44 protein-coding genes are annotated in these 22,597 nt (G+C 60.0%); 2 read left to right on the top strand and 42 right to left on the bottom strand.

All coding sequences use genetic code 11. The annotated features are described in order from the left end of the window. Positions 1-78: 78 nt before the first annotated feature. The 41 genes from B0E55_RS08185 to B0E55_RS08375 form a co-directional block, all read right to left on the bottom strand. Positions 79-282: a hypothetical protein gene (locus B0E55_RS08185; protein ID WP_080909488.1), complete on the bottom strand. Its 204-nt coding sequence runs from the start codon at positions 280-282 to the stop codon at positions 79-81. A gap of 580 nt (positions 283-862) precedes the next feature. Beyond that, positions 863-1,051 (bottom strand): hypothetical protein, encoded by a 189-nt coding sequence (locus B0E55_RS08190; protein WP_080909489.1) that lies wholly within the window; start codon positions 1,049-1,051, stop codon positions 863-865. Beyond that, on the bottom strand, positions 1,048-1,230 hold the full coding sequence (locus tag B0E55_RS08195) for a hypothetical protein (protein ID WP_080909490.1): 183 nt from the start codon (positions 1,228-1,230) through the stop codon (positions 1,048-1,050). Before B0E55_RS08195 ends, B0E55_RS08190 begins: the two co-directional genes overlap by 4 nt. A gap of 9 nt (positions 1,231-1,239) precedes the next feature. Further along, positions 1,240-1,815, bottom strand: a complete 576-nt coding sequence (locus B0E55_RS08200) for a PE-PPE domain-containing protein (protein ID WP_080909491.1) — start codon at positions 1,813-1,815, stop codon at positions 1,240-1,242. Beyond that, on the bottom strand, positions 1,772-2,341 hold the full coding sequence (locus B0E55_RS32615; protein ID WP_080909492.1) for an NUMOD4 motif-containing HNH endonuclease: 570 nt from the start codon (positions 2,339-2,341) through the stop codon (positions 1,772-1,774). The genes B0E55_RS08200 and B0E55_RS32615 overlap by 44 nt, the downstream gene beginning before the upstream one ends. Positions 2,342-2,770: 429 nt before the next feature. Continuing rightward, a complete protein-coding gene (locus tag B0E55_RS08210) occupies positions 2,771-3,439 on the bottom strand; it encodes a hypothetical protein (RefSeq protein WP_133053412.1) in 669 nt (222 codons plus the stop codon). Continuing rightward, positions 3,436-3,774, bottom strand: coding sequence for a hypothetical protein (locus tag B0E55_RS08215; RefSeq protein ID WP_080909494.1), 339 nt, complete (start codon positions 3,772-3,774; stop codon positions 3,436-3,438). The genes B0E55_RS08210 and B0E55_RS08215 overlap by 4 nt, the downstream gene beginning before the upstream one ends. Then, positions 3,771-3,968, bottom strand: a complete 198-nt coding sequence (locus tag B0E55_RS08220; protein ID WP_080909495.1) for a hypothetical protein — start codon at positions 3,966-3,968, stop codon at positions 3,771-3,773. The genes B0E55_RS08215 and B0E55_RS08220 overlap by 4 nt, the downstream gene beginning before the upstream one ends. Next, the gene (locus tag B0E55_RS08225; RefSeq protein ID WP_080909496.1) at positions 3,965-4,438 is read right to left on the bottom strand and encodes a DUF6221 family protein; all 474 of its coding nucleotides are present in this window, start codon (positions 4,436-4,438) and stop codon (positions 3,965-3,967) included. The genes B0E55_RS08220 and B0E55_RS08225 overlap by 4 nt, the downstream gene beginning before the upstream one ends. 146 nt (positions 4,439-4,584) lie before the next feature. Next, positions 4,585-4,878, bottom strand: a complete 294-nt coding sequence (locus B0E55_RS08230) for a hypothetical protein (RefSeq protein ID WP_133053413.1) — start codon at positions 4,876-4,878, stop codon at positions 4,585-4,587. Next, positions 4,875-5,237, bottom strand: a complete 363-nt coding sequence (locus B0E55_RS08235) for a hypothetical protein (RefSeq protein WP_080909498.1) — start codon at positions 5,235-5,237, stop codon at positions 4,875-4,877. Before B0E55_RS08235 ends, B0E55_RS08230 begins: the two co-directional genes overlap by 4 nt. After that, entirely contained in the window at positions 5,234-5,440 is a 207-nt protein-coding gene (locus B0E55_RS08240; protein ID WP_241896033.1) for a hypothetical protein, read from the bottom strand. The genes B0E55_RS08235 and B0E55_RS08240 overlap by 4 nt, the downstream gene beginning before the upstream one ends. Continuing rightward, positions 5,437-5,622 carry a hypothetical protein gene (locus B0E55_RS08245; RefSeq protein ID WP_080909499.1) on the bottom strand — a complete coding sequence of 62 codons (186 nt, stop codon included), beginning with the start codon at positions 5,620-5,622 and terminating at the stop codon, positions 5,437-5,439. Before B0E55_RS08245 ends, B0E55_RS08240 begins: the two co-directional genes overlap by 4 nt. Beyond that, positions 5,619-5,993: a hypothetical protein gene (locus B0E55_RS08250; RefSeq protein WP_080909500.1), complete on the bottom strand. Its 375-nt coding sequence runs from the start codon at positions 5,991-5,993 to the stop codon at positions 5,619-5,621. Before B0E55_RS08250 ends, B0E55_RS08245 begins: the two co-directional genes overlap by 4 nt. Beyond that, positions 5,990-6,376 (bottom strand): hypothetical protein, encoded by a 387-nt coding sequence (locus B0E55_RS08255; protein WP_080909501.1) that lies wholly within the window; start codon positions 6,374-6,376, stop codon positions 5,990-5,992. The genes B0E55_RS08250 and B0E55_RS08255 overlap by 4 nt, the downstream gene beginning before the upstream one ends. Next, complete coding sequence (locus B0E55_RS08260) at positions 6,373-6,732, bottom strand: hypothetical protein (protein ID WP_133053414.1); 360 nt, start codon at positions 6,730-6,732, stop codon at positions 6,373-6,375. The genes B0E55_RS08255 and B0E55_RS08260 overlap by 4 nt, the downstream gene beginning before the upstream one ends. Then, positions 6,729-6,923: a hypothetical protein gene (locus B0E55_RS08265; RefSeq protein WP_080909503.1), complete on the bottom strand. Its 195-nt coding sequence runs from the start codon at positions 6,921-6,923 to the stop codon at positions 6,729-6,731. Before B0E55_RS08265 ends, B0E55_RS08260 begins: the two co-directional genes overlap by 4 nt. 2 nt (positions 6,924-6,925) lie before the next feature. Further along, on the bottom strand, positions 6,926-7,744 hold the full coding sequence (locus tag B0E55_RS08270; protein ID WP_080909504.1) for a hypothetical protein: 819 nt from the start codon (positions 7,742-7,744) through the stop codon (positions 6,926-6,928). Then, on the bottom strand, positions 7,741-7,890 hold the full coding sequence (locus B0E55_RS31645; RefSeq protein ID WP_157902073.1) for a hypothetical protein: 150 nt from the start codon (positions 7,888-7,890) through the stop codon (positions 7,741-7,743). Before B0E55_RS31645 ends, B0E55_RS08270 begins: the two co-directional genes overlap by 4 nt. Before the next feature lies 1 nt (position 7,891). After that, a complete protein-coding gene (locus B0E55_RS08275; RefSeq protein WP_080909505.1) occupies positions 7,892-8,299 on the bottom strand; it encodes a hypothetical protein in 408 nt (135 codons plus the stop codon). Then, entirely contained in the window at positions 8,296-8,472 is a 177-nt protein-coding gene (locus B0E55_RS31650) for a hypothetical protein (protein WP_157902074.1), read from the bottom strand. Before B0E55_RS31650 ends, B0E55_RS08275 begins: the two co-directional genes overlap by 4 nt. Positions 8,473-8,560: 88 nt before the next feature. Further along, the gene (locus tag B0E55_RS08280; RefSeq protein WP_080909506.1) at positions 8,561-9,124 is read right to left on the bottom strand and encodes a 3'-5' exoribonuclease; all 564 of its coding nucleotides are present in this window, start codon (positions 9,122-9,124) and stop codon (positions 8,561-8,563) included. Beyond that, on the bottom strand, positions 9,121-9,690 hold the full coding sequence (locus B0E55_RS08285; protein WP_198538405.1) for a hypothetical protein: 570 nt from the start codon (positions 9,688-9,690) through the stop codon (positions 9,121-9,123). The genes B0E55_RS08280 and B0E55_RS08285 overlap by 4 nt, the downstream gene beginning before the upstream one ends. Beyond that, a complete protein-coding gene (locus B0E55_RS08290; protein WP_080909507.1) occupies positions 9,687-10,493 on the bottom strand; it encodes a hypothetical protein in 807 nt (268 codons plus the stop codon). The genes B0E55_RS08285 and B0E55_RS08290 overlap by 4 nt, the downstream gene beginning before the upstream one ends. Before the next feature lie 35 nt (positions 10,494-10,528). After that, complete coding sequence (locus B0E55_RS08295) at positions 10,529-10,921, bottom strand: HNH endonuclease (protein ID WP_080909508.1); 393 nt, start codon at positions 10,919-10,921, stop codon at positions 10,529-10,531. Next, a complete protein-coding gene (locus B0E55_RS08300; protein WP_080909509.1) occupies positions 10,922-11,362 on the bottom strand; it encodes a hypothetical protein in 441 nt (146 codons plus the stop codon). It lies immediately after the preceding gene. An 808-nt stretch (positions 11,363-12,170) separates the two neighbouring features. Further along, positions 12,171-12,683 (bottom strand): WhiB family transcriptional regulator, encoded by a 513-nt coding sequence (locus tag B0E55_RS32620; protein ID WP_080909511.1) that lies wholly within the window; start codon positions 12,681-12,683, stop codon positions 12,171-12,173. Then, positions 12,680-13,036 (bottom strand): hypothetical protein, encoded by a 357-nt coding sequence (locus tag B0E55_RS08315; RefSeq protein WP_080909512.1) that lies wholly within the window; start codon positions 13,034-13,036, stop codon positions 12,680-12,682. The genes B0E55_RS32620 and B0E55_RS08315 overlap by 4 nt, the downstream gene beginning before the upstream one ends. Continuing rightward, on the bottom strand, positions 13,033-13,914 hold the full coding sequence (locus B0E55_RS08320; protein WP_080909513.1) for an ATP-binding protein: 882 nt from the start codon (positions 13,912-13,914) through the stop codon (positions 13,033-13,035). The genes B0E55_RS08315 and B0E55_RS08320 overlap by 4 nt, the downstream gene beginning before the upstream one ends. Then, on the bottom strand, positions 13,911-14,471 hold the full coding sequence (locus B0E55_RS08325; protein WP_080909514.1) for a hypothetical protein: 561 nt from the start codon (positions 14,469-14,471) through the stop codon (positions 13,911-13,913). The genes B0E55_RS08320 and B0E55_RS08325 overlap by 4 nt, the downstream gene beginning before the upstream one ends. Then, positions 14,464-14,769, bottom strand: a complete 306-nt coding sequence (locus tag B0E55_RS31515) for a hypothetical protein (protein ID WP_133053416.1) — start codon at positions 14,767-14,769, stop codon at positions 14,464-14,466. Before B0E55_RS31515 ends, B0E55_RS08325 begins: the two co-directional genes overlap by 8 nt. Next, positions 14,766-15,053, bottom strand: a complete 288-nt coding sequence (locus B0E55_RS08335; protein ID WP_080909516.1) for a hypothetical protein — start codon at positions 15,051-15,053, stop codon at positions 14,766-14,768. Before B0E55_RS08335 ends, B0E55_RS31515 begins: the two co-directional genes overlap by 4 nt. Further along, positions 15,050-15,220 (bottom strand): hypothetical protein, encoded by a 171-nt coding sequence (locus tag B0E55_RS31660; protein ID WP_157902076.1) that lies wholly within the window; start codon positions 15,218-15,220, stop codon positions 15,050-15,052. The genes B0E55_RS08335 and B0E55_RS31660 overlap by 4 nt, the downstream gene beginning before the upstream one ends. Next, positions 15,217-15,708 (bottom strand): hypothetical protein, encoded by a 492-nt coding sequence (locus B0E55_RS08340; RefSeq protein ID WP_080909517.1) that lies wholly within the window; start codon positions 15,706-15,708, stop codon positions 15,217-15,219. The genes B0E55_RS31660 and B0E55_RS08340 overlap by 4 nt, the downstream gene beginning before the upstream one ends. Continuing rightward, the gene (locus tag B0E55_RS08345; protein ID WP_080909518.1) at positions 15,705-16,055 is read right to left on the bottom strand and encodes a hypothetical protein; all 351 of its coding nucleotides are present in this window, start codon (positions 16,053-16,055) and stop codon (positions 15,705-15,707) included. The genes B0E55_RS08340 and B0E55_RS08345 overlap by 4 nt, the downstream gene beginning before the upstream one ends. A gap of 163 nt (positions 16,056-16,218) precedes the next feature. Next, the gene (locus tag B0E55_RS08350) at positions 16,219-16,578 is read right to left on the bottom strand and encodes a hypothetical protein (protein ID WP_133053417.1); all 360 of its coding nucleotides are present in this window, start codon (positions 16,576-16,578) and stop codon (positions 16,219-16,221) included. Positions 16,579-16,689: 111 nt separating this feature from the next. After that, positions 16,690-17,172, bottom strand: a complete 483-nt coding sequence (locus B0E55_RS08355; protein WP_157902077.1) for a helix-turn-helix domain-containing protein — start codon at positions 17,170-17,172, stop codon at positions 16,690-16,692. A gap of 103 nt (positions 17,173-17,275) precedes the next feature. Then, positions 17,276-17,482, bottom strand: coding sequence for a helix-turn-helix domain-containing protein (locus B0E55_RS08360; protein WP_080909521.1), 207 nt, complete (start codon positions 17,480-17,482; stop codon positions 17,276-17,278). Continuing rightward, the gene (locus B0E55_RS08365) at positions 17,479-18,288 is read right to left on the bottom strand and encodes a phage antirepressor KilAC domain-containing protein (protein ID WP_080909522.1); all 810 of its coding nucleotides are present in this window, start codon (positions 18,286-18,288) and stop codon (positions 17,479-17,481) included. Before B0E55_RS08365 ends, B0E55_RS08360 begins: the two co-directional genes overlap by 4 nt. Positions 18,289-18,353: 65 nt before the next feature. Beyond that, positions 18,354-18,623: a helix-turn-helix domain-containing protein gene (locus B0E55_RS08370; protein WP_241896034.1), complete on the bottom strand. Its 270-nt coding sequence runs from the start codon at positions 18,621-18,623 to the stop codon at positions 18,354-18,356. 660 nt (positions 18,624-19,283) lie between these two features. Continuing rightward, positions 19,284-19,682, bottom strand: coding sequence for a hypothetical protein (locus B0E55_RS08375; protein WP_080909523.1), 399 nt, complete (start codon positions 19,680-19,682; stop codon positions 19,284-19,286). Positions 19,683-19,876: 194 nt separating this feature from the next. On the opposite strand from B0E55_RS08375, the gene B0E55_RS08380 reads away from it, so the two are divergent. Further along, the gene (locus B0E55_RS08380) at positions 19,877-20,314 is read left to right on the top strand and encodes a helix-turn-helix domain-containing protein (protein WP_080909524.1); all 438 of its coding nucleotides are present in this window, start codon (positions 19,877-19,879) and stop codon (positions 20,312-20,314) included. A gap of 422 nt (positions 20,315-20,736) precedes the next feature. Further along, positions 20,737-21,486 carry a tyrosine-type recombinase/integrase gene (locus tag B0E55_RS32625; protein WP_443216806.1) on the top strand — a complete coding sequence of 250 codons (750 nt, stop codon included), beginning with the start codon at positions 20,737-20,739 and terminating at the stop codon, positions 21,484-21,486. Between the two features lie 244 nt (positions 21,487-21,730). Here B0E55_RS32625 and B0E55_RS08390 read toward each other — a convergent pair whose 3' ends face one another. Then, complete coding sequence (locus B0E55_RS08390) at positions 21,731-22,582, bottom strand: alpha/beta fold hydrolase (RefSeq protein ID WP_080909526.1); 852 nt, start codon at positions 22,580-22,582, stop codon at positions 21,731-21,733. Positions 22,583-22,597 lie beyond the last annotated feature (15 nt).

The following is a 22,597-nucleotide window of genomic DNA, read 5'->3' on the forward strand; positions in this document are numbered from 1 at the left end:
GGTGCTCGGGACATTGGGCTTCGGCTTGCATGTGAGGGCAGCCGGGCTTGCTGCACACTCGGGTCCGTGCTCGTGCCATCACGCAGCCATGTGATGCGGGACTTGACTGAGGTACGTGTCGAGTTGATCGGTGAGGATCTCGACTCTTGCTTCAAGTACCTCGACGTGTCGAGCCTGTGCCTTGTCCGAGAAGTCGGTGATGAACACGGCCTCGTCGTAGTCGGCTCGTACTGAGCGGAGGTTGGCGAGGGTGTCGACGATGAGGTCTTCGAGACTGGGCATTGCAGTCACCTACCTTTGTGAAGGCGTGGCATTGATGAGAGCTAAGACGGCTGAGTACTCGTGAGCCTTGGATGCCGGCAGCATGTAGCCGCTGCTGTTGATGTAGGGCACGGAATCCGAATCAGTCTGTGTGGATTCAGTTTGGTTTGAATCAGTTTGGATTAGTCCGCCTGATTTGAATCCAGTCACAGTTAGTCACCGCTATTCAGTCTCGGTTGAACCACATGCGGTAGATGCCGGCTGCTGCCCAACGCAGTAGCGCGAGGCTGGGCATCAGCCTTGTCCCCACTGGTAGCCACATCGACAGACGCGGATTACCTCAAAGCTGGACTCGTCAAAGGTTCGCCACACGTCGAATCCCCAATACTCCGTGGTGGCCCCATCCGCCTTGCGCCAACTTCGCATCGGAGTGCCTTGCCCATAAGGCTTCGGCTCCCGGATGGGGTGGCAGTCCAGGAGTTTACAAACAGGACACACACACTGAGCAGTGAAGCGTTCGATGATCCGCATCGCAACCCCCATTGCCTACAAGATCCAGAACCGGATGAGAGCCAGTGCGATACGGGCGAACTCGACGAGGTCACGCATCGTCGGCACGGTCGAGCATGCTGGGCGCAATGAGATCCATCTTGGCCAACTCAAGTAGGCCGAGAGATTCGAGGACGCTGGATGTTTCCGCAGTTACCTCGAAGGTGTCGTTGCCGTCATCAAGCAGTCGCCTGATGATGGTGATCCGCGCTACTTCCAAGCCCTCTTCTTCATCGCTCATACGACTACTCCTTCGATGAATGCCTGGGCTGCTTTACGTGCGCACTGCAACCGCTGATGTGCTGCATCGCAACCGACCTGGGCTGCGAGTAGTTCGTTCTCAGCCCTGACCATGCGGGCCTCAGCTTCGTTGACCAGGTTCTCGGCGAGGGCGATGCGGTTGGATTGGTCTGCAGTCATCTCAGCCCCTCAGTCGAAGTAGTGCTGATGGTGTTGCAGGTATCCGACTACCGACCCGAGAGGATCGTCGTTGCGCCAATCGCAGACGCCATCGCCGGGGATGCACTTCGATTCCACCGGGACCGTGAACTCGCCACGCTCCCCCGACATAGTCGCCCCGAGAACACCCGGTAGCCACGTCTGCGTCTCCACGCCCGAACCGGCTTGGCGGGGATCGGAATACAGCACCCCGGTCACGCCGGCGTTCTGCGGTTCAGTGAGGACGTCACCGGCGATGCGGGCGCCCTGAGAAAAACCTATGACAGTGACTTCGTCATCATCGACTTCAGCGAGGGCTGCACGAAGATTGCCCGACCCCGTCGCGACCGAGATGTCATACGACGGAATCAAGACGGACGCAGGGTAATCCACGACCCGAATGTCGTCATACCCAACCAGGGTGTTGATGATGTATTCAGCCTCAGGCGCCGACGTTCCGCCAACGACGACCGCGGTGCGGGCCGTTGCCGTGGAGCCGAGGGCAACCAGAGCACACGCGGAACTAAGCAGCAGAAATGCACATCTTCGAATACTCGCGATCCGCATGGCTTTTCATCTCCGCGTCAGTGAATGGAGTCTTTCGGCGGCGAAGGGCCATGCTGGCCGTTCGGCACGACAGGCAGTAGCGACGGCCTTCACGAAGGTTTGAGGCAACCAGATTCGGGGACTGCAGCAGATGCCCGCGAGGGCAATGGGATTTCAGGGTGTTTCCGTGCGTTCCATGTCGCCTCTGGTCCGCCATGTTCTCCAGTCGCGTTCCGTAACACAGGTTCTCTGGCACGTTATGCGCTCGCGACCCATCCAGATGGCGCACATCGAAACCGTCTGGAGCTGGTCCGATAAATGCTGCTGCGACTATTCGATGTATGTAGCTATCGTCCTTGGCTCCAAGCGCTACCCGCAAGTATCCGGATGGCAGTACTCGGGGCCGCAGTACTCGACCTCTTCGATAGCTTCCATTCGAAACGACCCGATCGAGTGAGCGAACGCGACCGAGGCTACTGACCTCATACTCACCTTCTCGGCCAACCACCGCGCGCCACTCTTCGTTTGCGTACAACAAAGTGCCCACCCGCTATCGCTATGAAGTTGAGTCAGAAATGGATTCGGCCTGTGCCGTCGACAACGATCACGTTGCGGGCATTGGCAGGTGAGGCGAGGAGTAGTGAAGCGAAGGCGGACACGGCGAGGACAGTCATCGTTGCGCGCATCAAGGCCCTCGATTCAGGTCCAGGACTACCGAGTGACGCGAAGTTTGTGGCCCCGCCGCGCCTCATGGGCGTATCGGCGGGGCCTCCCTGGGCGCTGGCGAGCTGCTCGCAGGGGATTGTGGTCAGTTCACGGAGCGCCGAAGATGCAGATGTGTGCGCAGTGATTGACCACAAGAATGTGCAGGTGAGGCAACATCACTCACCGGCGGGTGAGCGGTGAAACTCACCCCAGATATGACGATGGCGCAAGGTCTGCATCTCTGCATAACTCTCGCGCCTGCGGCGTCAGCTTAACATGCCAATCTCGACACCGCATCTGACCTGCACCCATCCTCGTCGACCACCTTCCGAGGATTGCGCGCCAGTATGTCTCCGAGTCTGAAGAATCCACGATCATCCACTTCGAGATGACCTCGCTCGAACCACTTGCTGATCGTCGCGGCCTTGAGGGGTGGGTGTCCGAGCCTTCCCATCAGCAGCTGTGCCTGAGTTGCGGTCACTGCCTGGTTCATTGCCCGCTCAACCATCTCTTCGTCCCATGACGGCGGATCCTCAGCGGGCAGGTCCATCGCCCGCCGGCACCGCTTCATCGCCGACTCGATCCCCGACAACGCATCCTCCGCACCCTGAGTCATCGCCAGAGACGCCAGATTCTTCCGCAACCACACCGACACCCCAACGACGGAATCAGAACCGTCATAGGAGATGTAGCGCTCCTCGCATACCAGTCGAGCCCAGGTGTTCAGCTCGTTGCGGAGGTAGTCGCCGGCATCGGAGGCTCCGACGTTGAACGGCATCGGCTGCTCGTCACTGCCTGAGCTGATCTTCATCCCACCCTTGCCGGTGCGGTCCTGTCGGCAAATCGTGATCGCAAGATCGTCGATCAGGCCGGGGATCTCGCCGAGGAGTTTGTCGAGCATTTGACGGTCTTCACGGCAGACGAAGTAGATCTCGCTCATGACCACTCCTCGCCATCTTGAGGCTTCTGCCCCATGCGCTCGAACGCCAACTCGTACAGGAACTTCAACAGTGCGATATGGTCCTGAAAGTCGCCAACGCCACACATATGCACATATCCGTCATTGTCGCTGTCGATACCGAAATACAGGTGCGAGCAGGAGTCCCACTTGATCGTTCCGATGAGGTACTTCTCGAACTCGACAGGCTTCTTGTCGTCCTCCCAAGCAACGACCGAGTCGGCATTGAATGTGAAGTAGAGATCGCCTGGCTTAGATTCCGAAGTGATCCGAAACTTGGGATATCCGAGCTCGTCGAACATGAACGTCTCACTCATGGTCGCTCTCCATCCAGGAATACCCACGGCCTCATCTCGTCGTACAGGTGAGCCATTGACCACTTGACCGAGGTCACGGTATGGACCTTCACGCTGTCGATCGACACATGATCGCCAACGCGAGGGACTTCGGCGCAGTTCAGGCAGACAGGCAGCGGGTCGCCTCGATAGGCGAAGGATACGAGAACGCTCATGGACGCCACTCCTTATTGAAGTCAGGATGATCGGACCAGCAAATAGTGAGTGCCTCGACTGCCGTCTCGAGCCCATTGGACTCTCCATTAAGAATGTCCTCATGGAAGTTGTAGGTGTCATGCGCCTTAATGTCCGCATCGACGTACGCCTTTATGATCGCCCGCTTGGCGGCTACCTCACGGAGAACTCGGGCGGGGTCATGGCGAGCAATGTGGGTGCCATCCTCCTTACCTACGGCAGGTAGGCAGCCCTCGGAATCCTGCGTCACCGTGCGGCCGTATGAGACACACGGTTCCTTCTGCGCCGGACCGAACCACTCTTCAGCGCGGGAGTTAGCCCACACGACCTCGTTATTGGTTTCGCGGTCATACTCGTCGCGGTACAGCCACTCCGCCTCGGCTCCACCAGCCTTTAGCGCGACCGCCTCATCCTCCGCGATCCGAGCCTCGAGAAACTCGACAATCCCCATGTGATCCCCACTCTCAGATGGTCCGCAACTCCTCCCTGATTCTACCACGCCATATCACCAATTGCATTGCCGCGCAATACCTCTCATCCACACCGTCACCCCCACCTCAGCCGCAGCCAAGATGAGGACGACGAGGATCAAGGCGATCACTTCACCCGCTTCGTCGGACCGAACGCAGTCCTACGGGTATGGGCTGGATCGTTCGCCCACATCGGCGGGGATTGCTTGGGCATCGGCGCGAGTGAGTACGCGGTCGGGTTGCCGTCGTCTGGCCATTCCTCGCGAAATGACCACTTGCCCAGCGGGACGGACTCGACCGGCGGCGGCAACTTGAACGGCTTTCCGCCGAAGTCCTCCCCCGCGCTGGCCGGCAATATCGTGCCCACCGGTGCGTAGTACACGCCAGGCCCCAACTCGGCCCATGAACCATCGGCGCTCATCCCGCCTCCCCCGGAGTGAAGAGGACGGTGAAGGGCAGCATCCATGTGGCGAGTTCGTCTGGGCAGTCGCTGCCTGTCCAGTGGACGTAGTGCCGCTGGTCGCTGATGTTGACGCTGATTTCTCCGGAGCGTGGCCACACTATGGGTCCGGGTCGGATGACTGTTCCTTGCGGGAGCGTCAGTGCTTCTTCGATGCTGTTCACCGTGTGAGGCTTCGACCAACCAGCCTTCTGTAGTGCGGCGGCGGCGAGATGGCATTCACGTGTGCAGTCTTCGAGGTTGTTGGCGCACACGTGGACGTGGATGATGCCGGCCAGTTCGTCCCTCGCGGGTGTGGCCTGTGATCGGATCTCACTCACAACGACTCCTCCCACTGGTCTGGCGTGATCTGCTCGGGCATTGATCCGACGACCGTCATCCACCACTCAACTGTCCTGCCACGTAACGCGACCTGTTCTTCGGGCGCCAGGTTGTGGATGCAGTCCTTGTGGTGCAGGTGGCGTCCGTTCTGCGCCCGCCGGTCCAGTGCGGCGATCATGGCCTGCCTCAACTGGTCACTCACAACGACTCCTCAGACGGCTTGGCGGTTCGATACTCGCTGACGATCCAGTCGTTCGCGTCAGTGAAATCGCGGTCCCCGTAGTCGCGGCCGGGATCTTTTGTCCGTGCGCGGTATCCGGCAATGTAGTAGTGACTATTCGGCTGATTGAGCGCCCAACGGATAGCGGCCTTAATCTCGCTCATTGCTGTTCCCCTTCCAAAGCTGCGCGGAGGTGGTCGTGGGCGATTCCCGCGACAGGGTGATGTTGACCGAAGGTGTTGAGATGCTCTTGGTTGTCTCGGGCGTACTCCGCTGCGAGTTTCTCCACCCTGGCGACCATGGCCCGGAGCACTCGCAACTCTGCGGACGCGTCGGACTGCCGTTGCTGCTCATCCGCGAGTTCCCTACGTAGACCAGTGTTCTCCGCTATCCGTCCGTTGGTGTGCTGCTCCACCACCAACGCCACATGCGCGGCATAGGCACGGTTTCGATCGCCGGAACCGTTCGTGTGCATGATCTTGTCGCCCAACGCCGCTGCGATGAGGTCGGTCAACCCCGGATCAGGCGCGGTCACGACGACACCTCGGCTGCGTTTGCGGCTGCGAGAAGTGCAGCGGCCTCCTGTCGTGCTCCGTCTGCGGTGAAGATCCATGCGCCGTCGCTGACAACCTGACCTTCGTTGACGAAGTAGTTGGTGACGTACCCGCGCCACACTCGCGGGTCGTCGCCGTCCTCTAATTCGCCTTCCTCGGCGCGATGCGGCTTCGGAAGTTCGACAATGGCATGGGTTTCGGAGATCACTTTGGCGACATGCGAAGCGAACTGGCGCGTTTTCTCTGCATCGTTGTCATCCTCGGCCCAGCCTTCTTTCCCGCAAATGCAACGCCAATTGCCAACCTCGAATTCGCCGTGATTCTCAGGAAGGTGTGCGGCCAGTGTTTCGATCAAGGTGCTCATGGCGTCTCCAATGCTCGGATTGTGGGGCAGGGGTGAGGGACGATGGCGTATCCGTGCTCGTTGTCTCCGCAGCCTTCGCACATCCCGAACTCGTCAGGCGTGTGCAGTGCTTGGACTCGCTCGACAGCCGCAACCAGGGCGGGCAGTGTGTTGACGGCGTACGCGAACAGTTCGGCGCGAGGTTGGCGCAACTCTTCGTCGATGCCGTCGTTGGCGCTGATCGTGGCGACTGATTCGTTGTCGTCGCAGATGTACCAGTGGTCGCCGTTCCGAACGCCTGATGTCATGGCGACCAGGTGGCCCAAATGCGCTCGCTCTTTCAGCGCTTTCGTGTGCTCAACATCCACCCCAGTCACGCCGCCACCTCGTCCGTCCTGGCTGGAGTCACATCGCCAATGCGGACTTGCACAGCTACGGCCAGCCGCCCTTCGCGTCGTGCGTACAGCCAATTCCTCGTGATGCGCGTGACTTTGAGTGGCGGGCCAATTGGACCGAACATCACTTCCGGCTTGAGGTCTACGAGGTCGCCAACCTTGATATCGCTCATGCTCACCCCTCCTTGGCCGCAACGAACGGGGTGGGCTGAAGGTCATTAGCTACGGAGATTTTGCAGCAGTCGCCCACGCCGTTTGTGAGGAGATGGATAGCGCCGACTCCGGTCTTGCGGAACCTCTCGCCATTCGCAGACTTGACGGTCACCCCTTCCGGCACCGCTTCCCATGTCGGCCACGGTCCGGTTTCGGTGGGGGCAGGGACAACCGGCGAGGAGGCGGGGTGCGGGTTGTGCCGCTGGTCGCCCTGACGGCACGCGTCGTAACCCTTGAACCATGCGTCCCGCTTGATCGCCGTAGTGTCCGCTTTCGTCTCCTCCTCGGCGGGTTCGGCAGGGGTGGGGTTCGTCCAGTCGGACGGGGTGATTCGAACTCCCTTGCGCTTAACGACCAAGCCGACGGATTTCATGTAATCCATAGCAGCCTCAGCAGTTTCCTCGGAGATTCCCACCTTGCGCATTGCCATGTACGTATCCGCACCCACCCAGCCGTCATACCGCACGTCTTCCACCTGTTCGGCGGTGAGTGTCATACCGCCGGGAGGGATGAGACGGCCAGCGCGATTGACTGTGGACAGACCGACCACGGCGATATTGCGCCATTCCTTACGCCGCGCTTCGGATGCGAGATCGTAAGTCTCCGGGTTACCGACCAGCTGGTTCAACATCGCCTTCGCGAGCTGGGTGGTGATGTCCTCGGTTTCAACGGCTTCGAGAGCGCGTGCGTTGTCCTCGTAAAACTGGGCTGCCGACTGGCCTCCATGGTGGCGGTCAACTTTCGCTGCGGTGCGGTATTCATCTGCGGTGATGTCAGTCATGAGTTCCTCGTTCCGGGATGGCGCTCGAGAACATCCGAGAGCGCGGTCAATGTCAGGAAACCTGCGAACGCCAAACCGGCCGCAGTGATGCCGAAAGCTGTTGCGGTGGAGGTGAAGTGATACCTGAATTTTACCAGGCTGGTCATGCTATTTCACCTCGGTTTCGGTTGGCGCAGAATCGATTTCGAGTGGATCGCCGTAGCCCGCTTCTCGTAGAAGTTGGGCGTAATCGGTCAGCGGCATGATGGCGAGTCGGTGGGGTGGTTTACCCCCTGGGCGGGAGCGTTTCCATGTCAGGAATGCGTGCACCGCCTTCGATCGCCGCTTCTGGTCGTCGAGCTCCCCTAGCCATGCGGTCCAGTTCGGGGTTGCGACGTTCTTGACTTGGGCGATCACGCTGGGCGCGAGGCCGACTGCGTTGTCGAGGAAGATGTCGCCTTGATCTTCGGCGCGGCCTGCTCTGGTTCGTTCGGCGTGGGGGAATCCTGCGGCACGGAGGATGGCGAGGACTGCCCGCTCCTCAGTATCGCCCTTGGCCTTGTTGCGGTTCGTCATTCCCTCACCCCAAAGATTCGAGCGAGGGAGTAAGTGAATCCCGTACGCAGGTGGAACTCTTGGTCACGTAGTGCGTCGATTTCTTCTTCCGCGTCACCTCGGCGCTGGAAGGGGCCATGAACGCCGTCGGCGGTCTTCGCGCCTTTGCTGAATTCGAGGATGACGTAGCTCATGCCGCCACCTGCACTGAGTTGTGGCGTGCGATGTCATTCGCCCATTCGGGATCGCAAGTGGCGCAGATGCAGTCGGGTCCGTGGTCGTTCATGCTGGCTCACCGCCTGGTCGGACAGCCTCGAAGCAAAGCTTTAGGTGCCGAGCGTCTTCGAGCGCATTATGCACACCGTCGACCTGCTCGGGAATCTCTGGGCGGCCCAGTTCGTCGAGTCGCTGCTGGAAGTCCCGGGTGTACATCGGCAGGCCGGAGGGAAGATGGATCATCTTCCCCCACAGTTGAGCGAGCGCCACATGGTCATAAGCCGCGTAGTCGGCCCACAGCTCAGGACTCGGTTCTGCGAGTAGGAACTCACGCACCTCATTCCGGATGACCCACTTCGGCTTCACGAGAGTGGAACTCATATCGAGGCCGCCCCACGAGTAACCCGACTGTCCGAATCCCCGGCGCTTCTCGACTTGCCCTCTGCTGTGTGTTGGAAGTGAACTCACGACGTTGACCATCAACCAGTCGTCTTTCCTGATTCGATCCCAGTTGGCTTCGGAGTTGACGGCGTAGTACTCACGCCCGTCTTCGCAAACGATTCCGATGGAAATCAGATCAATCGTGCTGCCATCTTCAAGGAACTCGGTGTCGTAGAAGTAGCGGTTCATGAGTGGTCCTGTTCTTGGAGGTCGATTCCCGGGGCTGTGCGCGACGTGGGCGCGCCATCGGGGTTAGGTTGGGGTGATTGCCCGAACTCGCCAACGATTCCCATCAGGAACCGTTTACGGGCCGGGAGTGCCTTCAATGCCTGCCGCTCCGCCAGTCGGATCCGGAGCTGCGAATCCTGTTCCGGCGTCAGGGCCACCAGAGGCTTCCTGCCGAGCGCAATCCGCCGGACGTAGCGATGAGCCTGCGGCGGAGTCAAACCGAGCTCCTGGAGGATGTGAGACGCCTCCTCCATCGATTCCCGCTTCTCATCCGAGAGGGACTTGAGCGAGTCGTGGTACGCGGCGAATGCATGCTTGACGATCGACGCCGCCAGCGGCTTGAAGCCTTCGGTCTCGAGCCGGTAGGCCCGGGCCACGCCCGCGAGGAGTTCCTCACGAGCGAGCCCGGACTCGGCAAACACTTCCGCCCACGCCATCACGATCGCCTCGCCGCCATTGGGGAACCAGGGATCGTTCGCCGCACACTTCGCCAGGACGAGAGCTGCCGTCTGCTGGTGTTCGTTCACGAGATTTCCTTCTGGTTATCGAGATTGGCATAGGCGAGATATCCGTTGACCTTGGCGTCTTGGCGTGAGATGCCGTTCTGTAGCGCCCCAGGGCGCGCGGATGGTCGTTCGGATTCGCGGCGCAGACGCAACTTGTCGTACTGCTGGCGGAACTTCGACATCGACAGGATGTTGGACTTCCAGAAGTCGTCGGCCTGACACCAGTCGATGAGCTCGAGCACCTCGTCGATGTCTCGATCGTCTCGGTCGATCAGAAGCCGGGCTTCATTGCGCCAAGAGTCACCGATGGTTGCCCTCGATCCGTTGGCGACGATTCGGTCATGCAATCTGCCGCAGATCGATTCGACATCCTCCCTCGGCGGCATCGCCGACGAAGAAGATCTGCTCCGCTGTTCCCCTGTTCCACTGCTCCCCTGTTCCCCTGTTCCAGGCGCGGGGATCTCCGGAGACTCTCGCGACACTCTCGCGAGGGTCTCGCGAATTTCGGCATCGTCGCAGGTGGGGTCGGGGTAGCGGGACTTGTTCGGCTTGTCGATCCGCTGATGCTTCGACCAGTTGGTGATGTAGAGAAATGAGCGTTCCGCGACGCTGTAGCGAACGATGAGACCGGCTTCGGAAAGGTTCTGTAACCCTCGCGAGACTCTCGCGAATGTCTCGCGAGGGTCTCGCTCCACGTCATCTGCGAACAAGTCTGTGGTGATGAGCGAAAGCCTGTCGATCCCAACGCCGTTGTCATCCACGTAGGACCAGAGGCCGATGAAAATGAACCTGTCGATCCAGTTGTCGAGACTGCTGATGTCCATTGAGCGCCAGAACTCCGGCTTTATGGATCGGATTCTCATGACGGACCACCTGGCTTGAACCGGGCGCCCGTCAATGCCTCTACGGCGCGGGCTGCGGTGCGACTGTTGGCAGGCCCTGAATCCAGGATTTCTCGGGCCACCTTGATTCGGACCGGCCAATCGACTGCAACTGTCGACGTACTTTTCTGCCGGTTACATGGAGTGCAGGCGGCGAGCAGGTTGTCGGCACTGTTATTGAGTGAAATTGAATATGGCTCAATGTGATCCAATTCGAGCCAGATGCCGTTTTCGTAGGGCGCATATCGGCCGCTCACATGCCCATCCTCGGGGGTGAACTTCAGCCCGCAGTACTGGCACGTCCAGCCGTCGCGGACGTAGACACTGGCCCGCACCGACCTGCTGACCTTCTTGCGATGCTCTCGTGCCATCTAGTCCCCCTTGGTTGGTCGGTGGATAGTGCCGTCGTCGGACAGCAGGACCGGTTCTGCGTCGTGGGCGAGGAGCACTGGAACCTCGTCCGAACGCAGCTTCTTGTTCATCGACACGAGCCAGCCGTGAGCCTCGGAGAACTCCCGGGCCGACTCGATTCGGAGGTGACAGGCATGGCATACGTCGAGCCCGTTCGCCGCTTGGTTCACCCATGCCACCGACGACCCGCCGGCGCCACGAGGGCGACGGTGATGGATCTGCACCGCCGCATCCCCATGGCAGACCCGACGGACTTCGCAGCGTCGACCGGACCGCTCGTGGATCAGCTTCTTCACCGACTCCGGGAAGCCGGTGTCACGCTGACGTTTCCGGGTGGGCTGATTCTTCGAGCGGGTTCGCTTCATGGGTGTGCGCTTGAGGGGTGTTCTGCGGAGGCTCATGCGGCCGCCCTCAGTCGCTCGACAGTCCTTGGTGTGACATGTAGACGCTCGGCAATTCGAGTGGCCGACCATCCCGCTTCGTCGAGCCGTCGAAATGCGGCATCTCGTTCCAACTTTGGAGGCACACCCTCATGTCGACCATCCACGATGCGTTGCACAAGGACCTCATCGACCTCCCGGGTCGCCGCCATATCGCCCGACTTCCGCACGGCTCTTGGAGGCACCACGCGGGGGTCATCGATGTCGTACCCCTCCCACTCCATGGGGAGGATGAAGCCGGACCGCATCGCGAGGGCTCGAGCCCGCCCATGCGGACTGCCCTGTAGCTCACCTACTGGAGTGATTGACAACTCGTCATATAGGTCGCGGATCGCAGCCCAGCGACGATAGGTGCACGCAGGTCTTCCCCACATGTCGAGAACCCTCGTACGGCTCACTCCCAGCCTGTCGGCGATGTTCGGAACTGTGAACCCTAGGGCGCGAAGTGCTTCCATTCGACGTAGGGCGCCAACCGAGACAACCCAAGACTGGCAAGGAAGTGGATGCACCGTGACCTTCAGGATCGCGTCAGCTCGATCAACCAAGGTCCACTCGAATGTTCCGTCTTCGATGAAGGTGAGCGCCTGTACCGACACCCCACTAGCCGCCGAGATCATCCCCCGAGAAACTCCAACCGCTCGGAGCTCCTTCACGTGCTGCTGCACACGAGAGCTTGGAACCCTGGATGGCGCGCCTTGCGCTGCTCGATGGGCGCTACGTCGCCGGGTTACCTCGCGACCAAGGCGCCACGGGAGCTTGGCCGAGGTAGTCATGATGGCACCCCCGCGGCCCTCTGCTCTTCACGGCGGGCGGCAGAAGCAGCAGCGCACGTCTTGCAGTATCGAGACTCGGCCCCATTGCGCCGACGATGCGTGCCTGTGTTCTCAAATGTATACTCGTGACCTTGCCTGCAGTGTGTTCGCTCCTTCAGTACTTGAGCGCCAATCGAACTCGAATGATGAACGAAACTCGCTGTCTCCCCATCTGGCACCTCGAAGCCATTCTCGGTGGCTATGTCGGCGAGTGCTGTCTGGCGGACCTTGCTCGGCATTGTGTCGAGATAAACGCCAGCCCTGATGCCCCACGCTTCGTCGGCGGCATAAGCCTCCACGGCGCACTGTCCGATTACCGGGCAGGATCGGCACGCTCGAATTGCGGCATTGTGCGACTTCCCGCCGGTGGTCGGGAACCACGTGTCCGGATCCCCGCCCCAGCAGAGCGCCTTGCCTGTCCAGGGCTCGTGGTCGAGAACATTAAGCAAGGGAAGATAGATACTGGTCATGATTCGCCCCGTCCTGCAACGGCATACGCCGATCTGATGGAAGCGCCGACACTTTGCCAGGCGCGGAGTTCGGATTCCAACGCTCGGGCCTGACGGTCCGAGTATCGATAAGCAGCGTCGGCAAGGTCGCGAGTCTCTCGCTCCCCTGTGGTGGCGAGCTCGGCGACGTACTTGCGCTCATGCGCAGGCTTGTCGGATGCGCGGATGTACTCAGACGCATATGCCTGGTCGTAGGCGCGATCGGCGTTCAGGAATGCGGCGTAGGTGTTGGCGCAGACGGTGACGCCTTTGGAGATTCGGTTCGAGCAGTCGCGGATGGCCTGCTCGACGGTGACTGGGTTGTAGTCATTCATGCTGCACCGGGATCGGTCAGCGCCTGGCCGCGAGCGACAATGAAGGCGCGCAACACAGTCGGCCGACCGTCGTCGTCAACCGTTGGCGCATTCGACAGATGAGCCGAATCGATTTCCTTGAGGATTGCCAACAGCTCGTCACGCGTGCCGGCGTCAACCGCACGCTGGCGGTAGTCGGCAATAGACGGGACATCGATACCGTCAGCCAGCCAGTCGGCGATCGTCGCAGCCAGATCCACACCGGGCTTCGCAATGACCTGACCAGCCAAGGAAGAGATGCGGGACTTCGAAATTGTCAGACGACTCTCATGATCGAGGTCGCCGATCAAGTCGAACTCGTACTCGATTCCATCACGCTGGATCGGCTTCATGCCAACCTTGCGGGGTTCCTTCTTGCCGCGCTCGTTCTCCTCGATCACGTACTCGGTTTTTGTTCGGAGAGTTGCGATCACATGCCCCGGGTAGGTGAGCATGGCGTCGATCATCTGCTTCTCTTCGGGGCCGACTGCCTTCCATCCCGAGGTGAACTTATTCGACGTGCTACGGCGGTCGACTTGCTCGAGCATTCCGTCAGTGCCCATCCAGTAATGCGAGAGGGAGTCGACGAGCACGCAGCCGTATCCAGCTCCTGCGGCCACTCCGAATGCCTCGACGAGCGAGAGGGGCGAGAACTTGTCGGGTGAGATTGTGTCGAACTGCCAGCCATTGAGGCCGACGTACTTCGATGCTGATCCGCGCTCGGTGTCGATGACTGCGACGCGATCCGAGAGAGCGGTAGCGATGGCCAGGCCGGTGTAGGTCTTACCGGATCCTGACGGACCACACAGGGCGATGCGGGCTTTCGATGCTTTCTTGGTTGCGGGTTCGAACTGAATCATGGTCGATCCTCCTGCGATGGAGATTCGAGAGCGAGGAGCGGGATCGGGGACTTTGCCAGGAGTTCCTGAACGAGAGCCTTCGCCGCGGGTGTCGGCGTTGCGGAGACGACGCCGGGAGGTGTGGTGACGGTGATGCCGGGAATGTCAGCACCGGGAGCGAGGGCGGACTTCAACTGCTCCTGGATCAGCCAGTCGGGGATGGACTCGACGTGCTTGTACAAGTCGTCGGCACCAGCGTCGGCGAGAACCGCGCAAATCTCCGCGGTATCCCCCAGTTCGACTCGGAGCTCGAGCTTGTCTGCGAAACGTGTACGGACATAGGCATCGAACTTCACCGGGTCGGTGACCTTCGCGGTCGGCTTGGGGTCCGACTTCGACAACCGGCCCAGCTTCTCGTCACCGAGTCGGGCCGCTTTGCTGTCGCCTTTGTCGAGCTGGTTTCCTGCGATGGACTTGACGTGGTTGAACTCGTCGAGCACCGCGGACGCGAGGGCTTTGAGGACGACGGCACGGTTCGCCAGTTCGGCGTCCGTGTAGACATCGATGATGTCAGTCATTGAGTACTCCAATGGATTTGAGTTTGAGGCGGAGGGTGGCGGTGGTCATTCCTACGCAGCTGACGCATTCCCACTTGTTCTCGTCGTGGATGCTGCGTTCGTAGGTGTTGACTTCGACGCGGTTGCCGTAGTTGGCGATGACGATCTTGTTGTGGCCGTCGATGATTTCTTCGGTCACCGGTGGTCGCCAGTTGCCTGGTGGTGGTCGGCCGCCTGGGTTTCGGAGTCGGCAGAATGCTTCGTGTTTGAAGTGGGCTGCGTCGTTGCCGCCGGCGCATGTGCAATCGGGGTGGTTCATAGTCCGATCTCCACGTCGCGTAGCCGGTCGACGTCGTGGTCGGTGTCTCGCTGGTCCCACTTCTCGCAGGGGTCGTCGAGGCTGAGATCCTTTCGCGTGCCGATCTCTTCGCCGTAGACGGTCACAAGCCGATAGCAGTCAGGGCTGTCACCGTTTGGCTCGAATACGGGGTGGTCGGCGAAGTCCGGGTGGCAGAGATTAAACCTCTCCCCCGTCTTGCCGACGAACATTCCGGCCATGATCGGACGCTTCCGACCGCAGTGGTCACACTTCTTCGTCTTCATGGTCGACCCCCGTTCTTGTAGTGGGAGATCCAGAACGTCGTGTAGTGCCGATCGGCGATGGTCGATTCGATGCGCAGGGTTGGGAGGTCATCCTTGTAGGCGCGGAGGAACTCCAACTGCCGCACCTGTTCCCATGGCCCCATGCCGGTGGGTGGGTCGGGGATCATGGCTGTTTCCCTTCCAGGGCTGCGCGGAGTTCGTCGCCCTTAATTGCCGAGCGGATGTACCCGGCGAGAACTTGCTGTCCTCGGCCCCAGCCGATGTCGTGCATGTCGTCAGCTTCGGCGTCTTTGGTGTCGGGTAGCGCGTTCTCCACCCGGGCGATCGTGGCCTCAGCCTTCTCGGCGCGGGCACGCCACCGTGCGGTTGTTGCTTGGGATGCTTCGAGGTCTCGTTGCCGTACTCGGCTGACCTCTTCGAGGTGAGCGCTTTCCTGTAGTTCCCAGCCGTCGGGGATCGCTGCGACGAGCTCGTCCCAGTCGAGTTCCGCGATCCGCCCGTTGGTGTGCTGCTCCACCACCAACTTGAAGGCAGCCGAGCCACGGAGGTCTGCCAGAGCGGCAACATATCCCGCGTCATAGTTGTCTTCATCAGGTGCATCCGTGATGAGTTCCGTCAGGTGCGCTGCGATGGGATCGGTCAACTGTTCACTCATGACCGCACCGCCTTGAATGGGGCCAGAGCATCCAACTGGCTCGGAGTCAGAATCGACGACCATCCGGCGTTGTGGTTGAGGTCCAACGCATATGCGGTTCCGTGGCGCTTGATCCACTCCCAATTCGGAGATGCCTTCTCGCCACGGACCCACACCCCCTCGGGGACGTCGGCCCATGTCGGCCAACCATGGAACGGTTGCTGCGCCGTCTTCGCGGTGACCGCTAACCCCTTGGCCTCCAGCGCTTCGAGGACTCGGTCAGCGACATGCTCGGGGTAGTTGATGCCGTCCTGTTTCGCGGAAGCCAGTGCGGAGGCGACGATTCCGGAGGCTCGACTGGCGGTCATGATGCACCACTCAGCCCATATGCAAGGGCGGCGAGATTGAAGACTGCGACGACTCCCCAGAATGTGGCTCGACCAGGTCTTCCGTCACGGATTTCCCATCCCGCAAGGATTAAGCACAGGAGTAGGCCGACTACCGAGAAGAGTGCGCCCGACACTGCGCCGCTCATGCCACACCGCCGAAGGGCGCGAAGTGGTGAATGACTCCGAGTGCAACCACGACGATGGTGGTGCACACTCCCCCGGCTATGACGCCGAAGTTCGTAACCAGCGGAGGCGCTGGCTCCGTTGGCAATTCATCGAGACGATCCTCATCGGCGAAGTAGATCTCGCCGTCCTCGACAGTGATCTCGTCGAAGTCGTACGGATCGACATCCGACTCATCCGGCCACTGAACCGCGAGAGCCGTAGTGAGAGCGTCGAACACAGGAGCATCGACCGGTTCCAGCGCCGCCAACGGCACAGTCAGGGGGCACTTCTTGTTGCTTGCGGCCACGTACGCCGGGGCCATTTGGGTATGCGTCATCACAAAATGTCCTTTTCAGGGAGGAGTGGGAAGTTGAGCCGGTGACGTCGGGGTGCCGGCCATCGGGACCGGTCGCGGTCTTACTCGGTTGACGTCACCGGAGATTGGGGGTCAGCCGGTGAGGGCGAGGGGAACTAGATGCTGTTCGTCCGGGCCGACGAGAAGCTCATCACCGAACTGCTGGACACATCCACCACCGGTGAGTTCGCAATTCCAGTAGCCACCGTGGGCGAGGTCGGTCATCTGGGCTGACAGGTTGTGCGCGGGGATGGGCTCGATGGTGTCGACCTCGAGACCGTCGAAGGTGCGAATCATGGCTCGCGGAATCGACGTCCCTGGTGGGGGTTCCGTCACCGCCTCGACCAGATCCCGTGCGTCAACGTCAAGGATCTGGCAGATCCATGCGATCTCAACAAAGGTTGAGGCGCGTGAACCGGATTCGATTCTTGAGATTGCAGTCGGGTGGATCTTCAGCCCAACCTCGGACAACCTCCGGGAAAGATGCGCCTGGGACAGGCCCGCCTTGGAGCGGCATGCCTTGAGCCTGGCTCCGGCTGCTGCGAAATCCTGTCCGACAAGTCGATCTCGGTTCATGACAACCTCCCATCGGCGAGAGTGACGATCGTCCACACCACGACAACCCAGGCAGCGAGACCGAAGGTAGCGGCGAGGATGGTGGCTCGGAGGGCGTTGATGGTCATGACGCCACCGACAATGGTCGTTCGCCACGGAGGAACCGATCGCAGTCGTCGCGATGGATTCGCCAGTGACCATTCGGTGCTTTGCGCTGATACCCGAGAAGGCGCTCGGACTCAAGATCCTTGCGGACAGTGACGGGATGCCGGCGCATGTAAGCCGCGGCCTCGTTCACATCCATCCAGGGGGATTCGATGATTGCACTCATGCTGCATCCTTTTCGCCCGACAGCCAACGCGCCACCGCTCGGTCAATCGCATTCGCGCCAGCTGGACTGATCTTCAACGTGTGCATAACTTCGCCGCGGAATCGCGGAGCCTTATGTTCTTCAATGCGACGGAAGTACGGCTTCTTGTGCGAGTACTCCGAGTACCGGTTGATGGACTCTTTTTCCTGCTTCGATTCGGACCATCGCGTTGCGGACTCGACATAGATCCATCCGTGCTCGATCAGCATTCGACGGAGTTCGGACTCGGGGACCTCAAGCGTGGATGCGACTGTGCGGAAGCTGAGTAGATCAGAGTCGGTGACGAATCTGTCGACATACTCTGCCTTTGGTGCGAGCTCGCCAACCTTTGTTTCGAGTTCCAGGCGTTCCACTTCGGCAGAGCGGGCGATCTCAATCAGATCGAGCCGCGACAACTCTGCGGGCTTGGGGGTTACTTCAGCCTCACGAGTACGGATCGCGAAATATGCCTGCGCGGCAGCGACCTCCGGCTTACGGGGATCACCATTCATGGCCACGAGATAGCAAGCGAAGCGGGAGAGATGCCAGTTGGTGCGGGCGGTCTTCGCGATCGCTTCCCGTCGCCGGGAAGCGTTACGCAAGGGGTCTTGCCCACTATTTCGCATACTGTCGACAGCCCGATCGATAGCGTCCTCGAACCGTTCCCACTTCTCGTATCCAAGTAGCGGCATGAGGTCGCGGGCCGACCAGAACTCCGAACCATCTGGCCGAACCTGACGGATTGAGTCGAAGGGCGATTCGCCGGAGAACAAAGTAAGATCTGTCATTGGATTCCTTTTCTGTGTGGTGGGGTTCGCTGGCCGTCATCTGTTCGAGCAGGTGGCGGCTTTTTCTATGCGGGGACTTTCTCACCAACGCTGCGCACAGCACTTGAAACAGCAGGCCTGGCTTCAATCTCGTGAGCCTCGAAGAGGTCCTCCCACGGGACGCCGAGGCGACCGGCTAGTGCGACAGCGAAGTCTTCGGTGATGTTTCTCAGTTCACCCTTCTCGACTAGCGAGATGGCGTTCTGACTCTTCCGACAAAGGAATGCGAGTTCGCGCTGGCTGTAGTGGCACTGCTTCCTCCATCTCCGGATCTGGCCGGGGTCCTTGACCCTCATCCAAACGTCCTTTCGTCGAACAGGTGGTCGTACTCGTCTCATCATGCTCTCCCATGTTTGGTTTGACAAGTAGAGTACACAGCATTTGTCATCCACTTGTCAAGAGGACAAGCGGCGAAACACTGCCCAACCCTGCAATGATGTGTTTGTTACTTGTCACGAAATTCGCACAGCCATCTGGCACAAGCGACAACCAGCAGGGGAACGTATCAACCATGAACGAGGTCGACAGTCTCCAAGGCTTGATCGGGAAAGCTCGCAGGGAGCGAGCGACATCGATCCGCCAGCTGGCCATGCAGGCAAAGGCAGCCGGCTACAAGATCGTCGGCACCACGCTTAATGCGATCGAGAGTGGGAGCTACAAGTCCACTCCCTCGGATGACACCATCCGGGCGATTGCATGGCTGGCCGGCGTTGGCGAAGAGACCGCGTTCATGGCAGCTGGGCGTCGCGTACCGGGCCCTCCGTTTGCAGCGGAGCTACCCCCAGGTGTTGACGACCTGTCGCCGAAAGAGCGTGAAGCAGTAATCGGGCTGCTTCGCGTACTGGTAGCGCAACGACAGGAGTTAGGCAATGAAGACACGAGCACGCAGGACGCGACGCGCAATCCGACGCTTGATGGAGAAGCTGGGTTTGGCGGAGCCCCCATGATTGCTGCCTCTAGGCAGCAGCCCGACCCCAGTCCTCGGCGCGCTGGTCCGAAAGTAGTGCCTCTTGACGAGCGGGAGCGGAGGGAATATGAACGGAAACATACGTCTCCCAACACTCCTCAGCATCAGGATTGAAGTACCAACCACCCTGCGCTGACGGCGTCGAAAGGAAGGCGTACTCGGCCGCGCCCAGCAATAGGGACCACTGAAGTTCAGTGCACCCATGTCGAGGAACTACGTAGACCTTCCCTTCGGTGGAGACGAGAGCGCCGATCTCGGCCATGATCTCGCCGCGGTCCACCTGGTAGAAGATCTCCTCCGACGCCTCGCAGGGGACGATGCCGAGAACATGAAGCTCATGAGGGCTGACGGTCAGAATTGGACACAAGAACGCAACCCGGTTCGGCATAATGGATTTCCCTCGAGTCGGCCCTTCAGGGGCGGTAATCTTCAGTTGAACGCTCTCTATGGCATTGAACGAAGTCTATTGCCACCCTTGAAAACTCGAGTGCGAATTGAGGAATCAACCTTTATCTGAAACCTCAACTCGCACTTACACTGCGGCGAATCACGTCGCACATCCTGCACAACGGAGCAGAAGTCATGGACGAAACAGAACGGCGGTCATACGGGCCGCAAATACGCGCCATCCGAGATGCGGTCGGCTGGACAAGGGACCAATTGGCAAGCGAATCCGAAGTGCCGGCAGGAACCATCAAAGGAATCGAGAATGGCGCAGCGGGACAACAGGACAACCTCGTCAAGATTTTCTCGGCACTTGGCGTAACTCCATCCGACTACGGGCTGATCACACATGAGGTGCGAGACATGTTGGGCGTGTTCGCCCCACTCGTGGCGCGGGTGCCCAGGGACAAGCTCCCCGAAACCATGGCCGTGATCATGCGGATCCTCTCACGTGTCGGACAAGGGTTGCCGATCCCGGAATTACTGATTGACTCCGGAGTGCCGCACATCGATGCAACTCAGGTGAACTTGACGATGGGCGACTCTGCTGTAGTTCAAGAGAATCGAGGTGACTGATGGCATCTGCAAGGCAGCTCGCCTCCGGGAAGTGGCAGGGCCGCTATCGGGACGCCTCCGGGACGGACCGATCGGCGGGAGTATGGCCACGAGAGAAGCAGGCGATCGCAAAGGCTCAAGTAGCCGAGGATAAGGAGCGCTCCAGTCCGACCGACTTTGAGTCTCAGAGAATTACATGGGGCGAGTGGGAGCCAAGATGGGAATCCGCACGCCGTGTCGCAGAGTCAACAGAGGCGCGAGACAAGGGGAGACTCAAGAACCATGTCCGTCCGAAGTGGGCACGCGTGAAGCTTAGAGACATTACTACACATGACGTTCAGGTGTGGCTGCGAGAACTTGAAGACGCCGGGCTTGCGCCGTCTACCGTAATCAAGTGCTACCACCTTCTGTCTAGCTCCCTCAAGGCAGCTGTTGCCGCCAGGATGGTTGATAAATCACCCTGCATCGGCGTAACTCTCCCGAAGTCGGGGTCCGCACTGGAAAGGTATCTGACAGATCAGGAAATCGCAGACATCACCTACCATTTGAGTGATCGAGACACGTTCGCGGTGCATCTGTTTCTCGGCACTGGAATGCGGCTCGGAGAAGGGCTTGGCCTGCACTGGGAATCAGTGGACCTGGCACATAACACAATCTCGGTGTGTCGATCATGGGATCCAACGGGGCAGCAGATCAAGTCGACGAAGAGTTACAGCAATCGAGTTGTGCCAATCTCGAAGGAGTTGGCGAAGCGACTCAAGGCCGAACTGGAGTCCCGCGGACCAGGCCGCCCCGCTCCAGTGAAGTATGTACGTTCAGCGCGAGCGCACACCGGACTCGTAATGCCCGGACTCCGAGTAATCAAGGGTGTTGAGGGTCGGCCGATGGATGGTGACAACTTTCGGCACCGATGGGAGGCTGCGATCGCGGATGCGAGCGCGATCCTAAAGAAGCAGAAGAAGATGCCGATACCGCCAGCTCGGGTGCACGACCTCCGGCACACCTACGCTTCGCGTCTGGTTCAGGCGGGGGTCCCGCTAATGGCAGTGAAAGAGTTACTCGGCCATGAATCAATCGTCACGACGCAGCGATACGCCCATCTTGCGACGACTCAGTGGGACTCAATTCGTACTGCCTTAGGCGATACCCCCAAGGGGTACGGCCGCCGTGCCACGAAACGTGCCACACACTAGGGCTATATCAGGTCATATTGTGGCACGTCCGGTTACACTCAGATAATCTGAAACCTGTTGCCCGGCAACGTTATAACTCACTATGTTGCAGCTTGCTATATTGCCGATTTGGGACTTTTAATCCGCAGGTCGTAGGTTCGAGTCCTACTGGGGGCACAAACACAGACCCGGCGCCTCATTCGGAGGCGCCGGGTCTTGTGCGTTCGTGCCACATCAATCCGTGCCACGTGAATGCATCAGCAGGTCATCGAAGCAGGAACTCGAGGCTCACGCGCTCGAATGCCTCCTTGGCTTCGATCATCACCCAGTGCCCGCAGTTCGGGAATACATGCAGTTCGGCGTTCGGAATCAGTCGCATCGGAATCATCGGCATGTCCGGTGGACACTGCCTGTCGTCGAGCCCCCATGTCAGCAAGGTCGGGCATTGCACCTTGTGCATCATCGACCAGTACGGCGGCACATCCGAGTTGGACATCATCTGCTGCTGAGCGGCAAAGGCTTTGGATCCGTACATCGCGGTCAATGCCTGGTGCGAGGCCGGATCGTTGGCCGTTTCCCATCGTTCCTCGATCCGCGCCTCGGTGACGACAGTCTTGTCGTACACCATGCATTCGAGCCATCGAACCAACTTCTCACGGCTGGGAGCATCGGCGAAGTCCTGCAGGAGACGGGTACCTTCACTTGGATTCTGACTGAAGATGTTCGGGCCGACGCCACCGATGGTGACCAGCCTGCAGACACGCTCCGGGAACCTCATCGCGACGTTGACGCCGACTACCCCACCCATCGAATTGCCGATCATCGCAGCCGATTCGATTCCCAGCGCGTCCATGAATCGGATCACCGACGACGCTGCCGTGATCACCGGATGGCCGTCGACGGGATCGCTCACGCCGAAACCCGGGAACTCGAGGATGTAGCAGTGGAAATGCTTCGCGAATACCTCGAGGTTCCCCCGATAGTTCCGCCAACCACTCACACCGATCCCTGAGCCGTGCAACAGGATCAACGGCGGACCATCGCCCGTCTTGTGATAACGCAAAGTCCCCTTGTCGGTAGCGACTTCGCGTTTGGTCCCCTCATAGGTCACGTCCATCACGCAAGATTAGAA

Source organism: Rhodococcus sp. 66b, assembly GCF_002076325.1.
In the GTDB taxonomy this organism is placed as follows: domain Bacteria; phylum Actinomycetota; class Actinomycetes; order Mycobacteriales; family Mycobacteriaceae; genus Rhodococcus_F; species Rhodococcus_F erythropolis.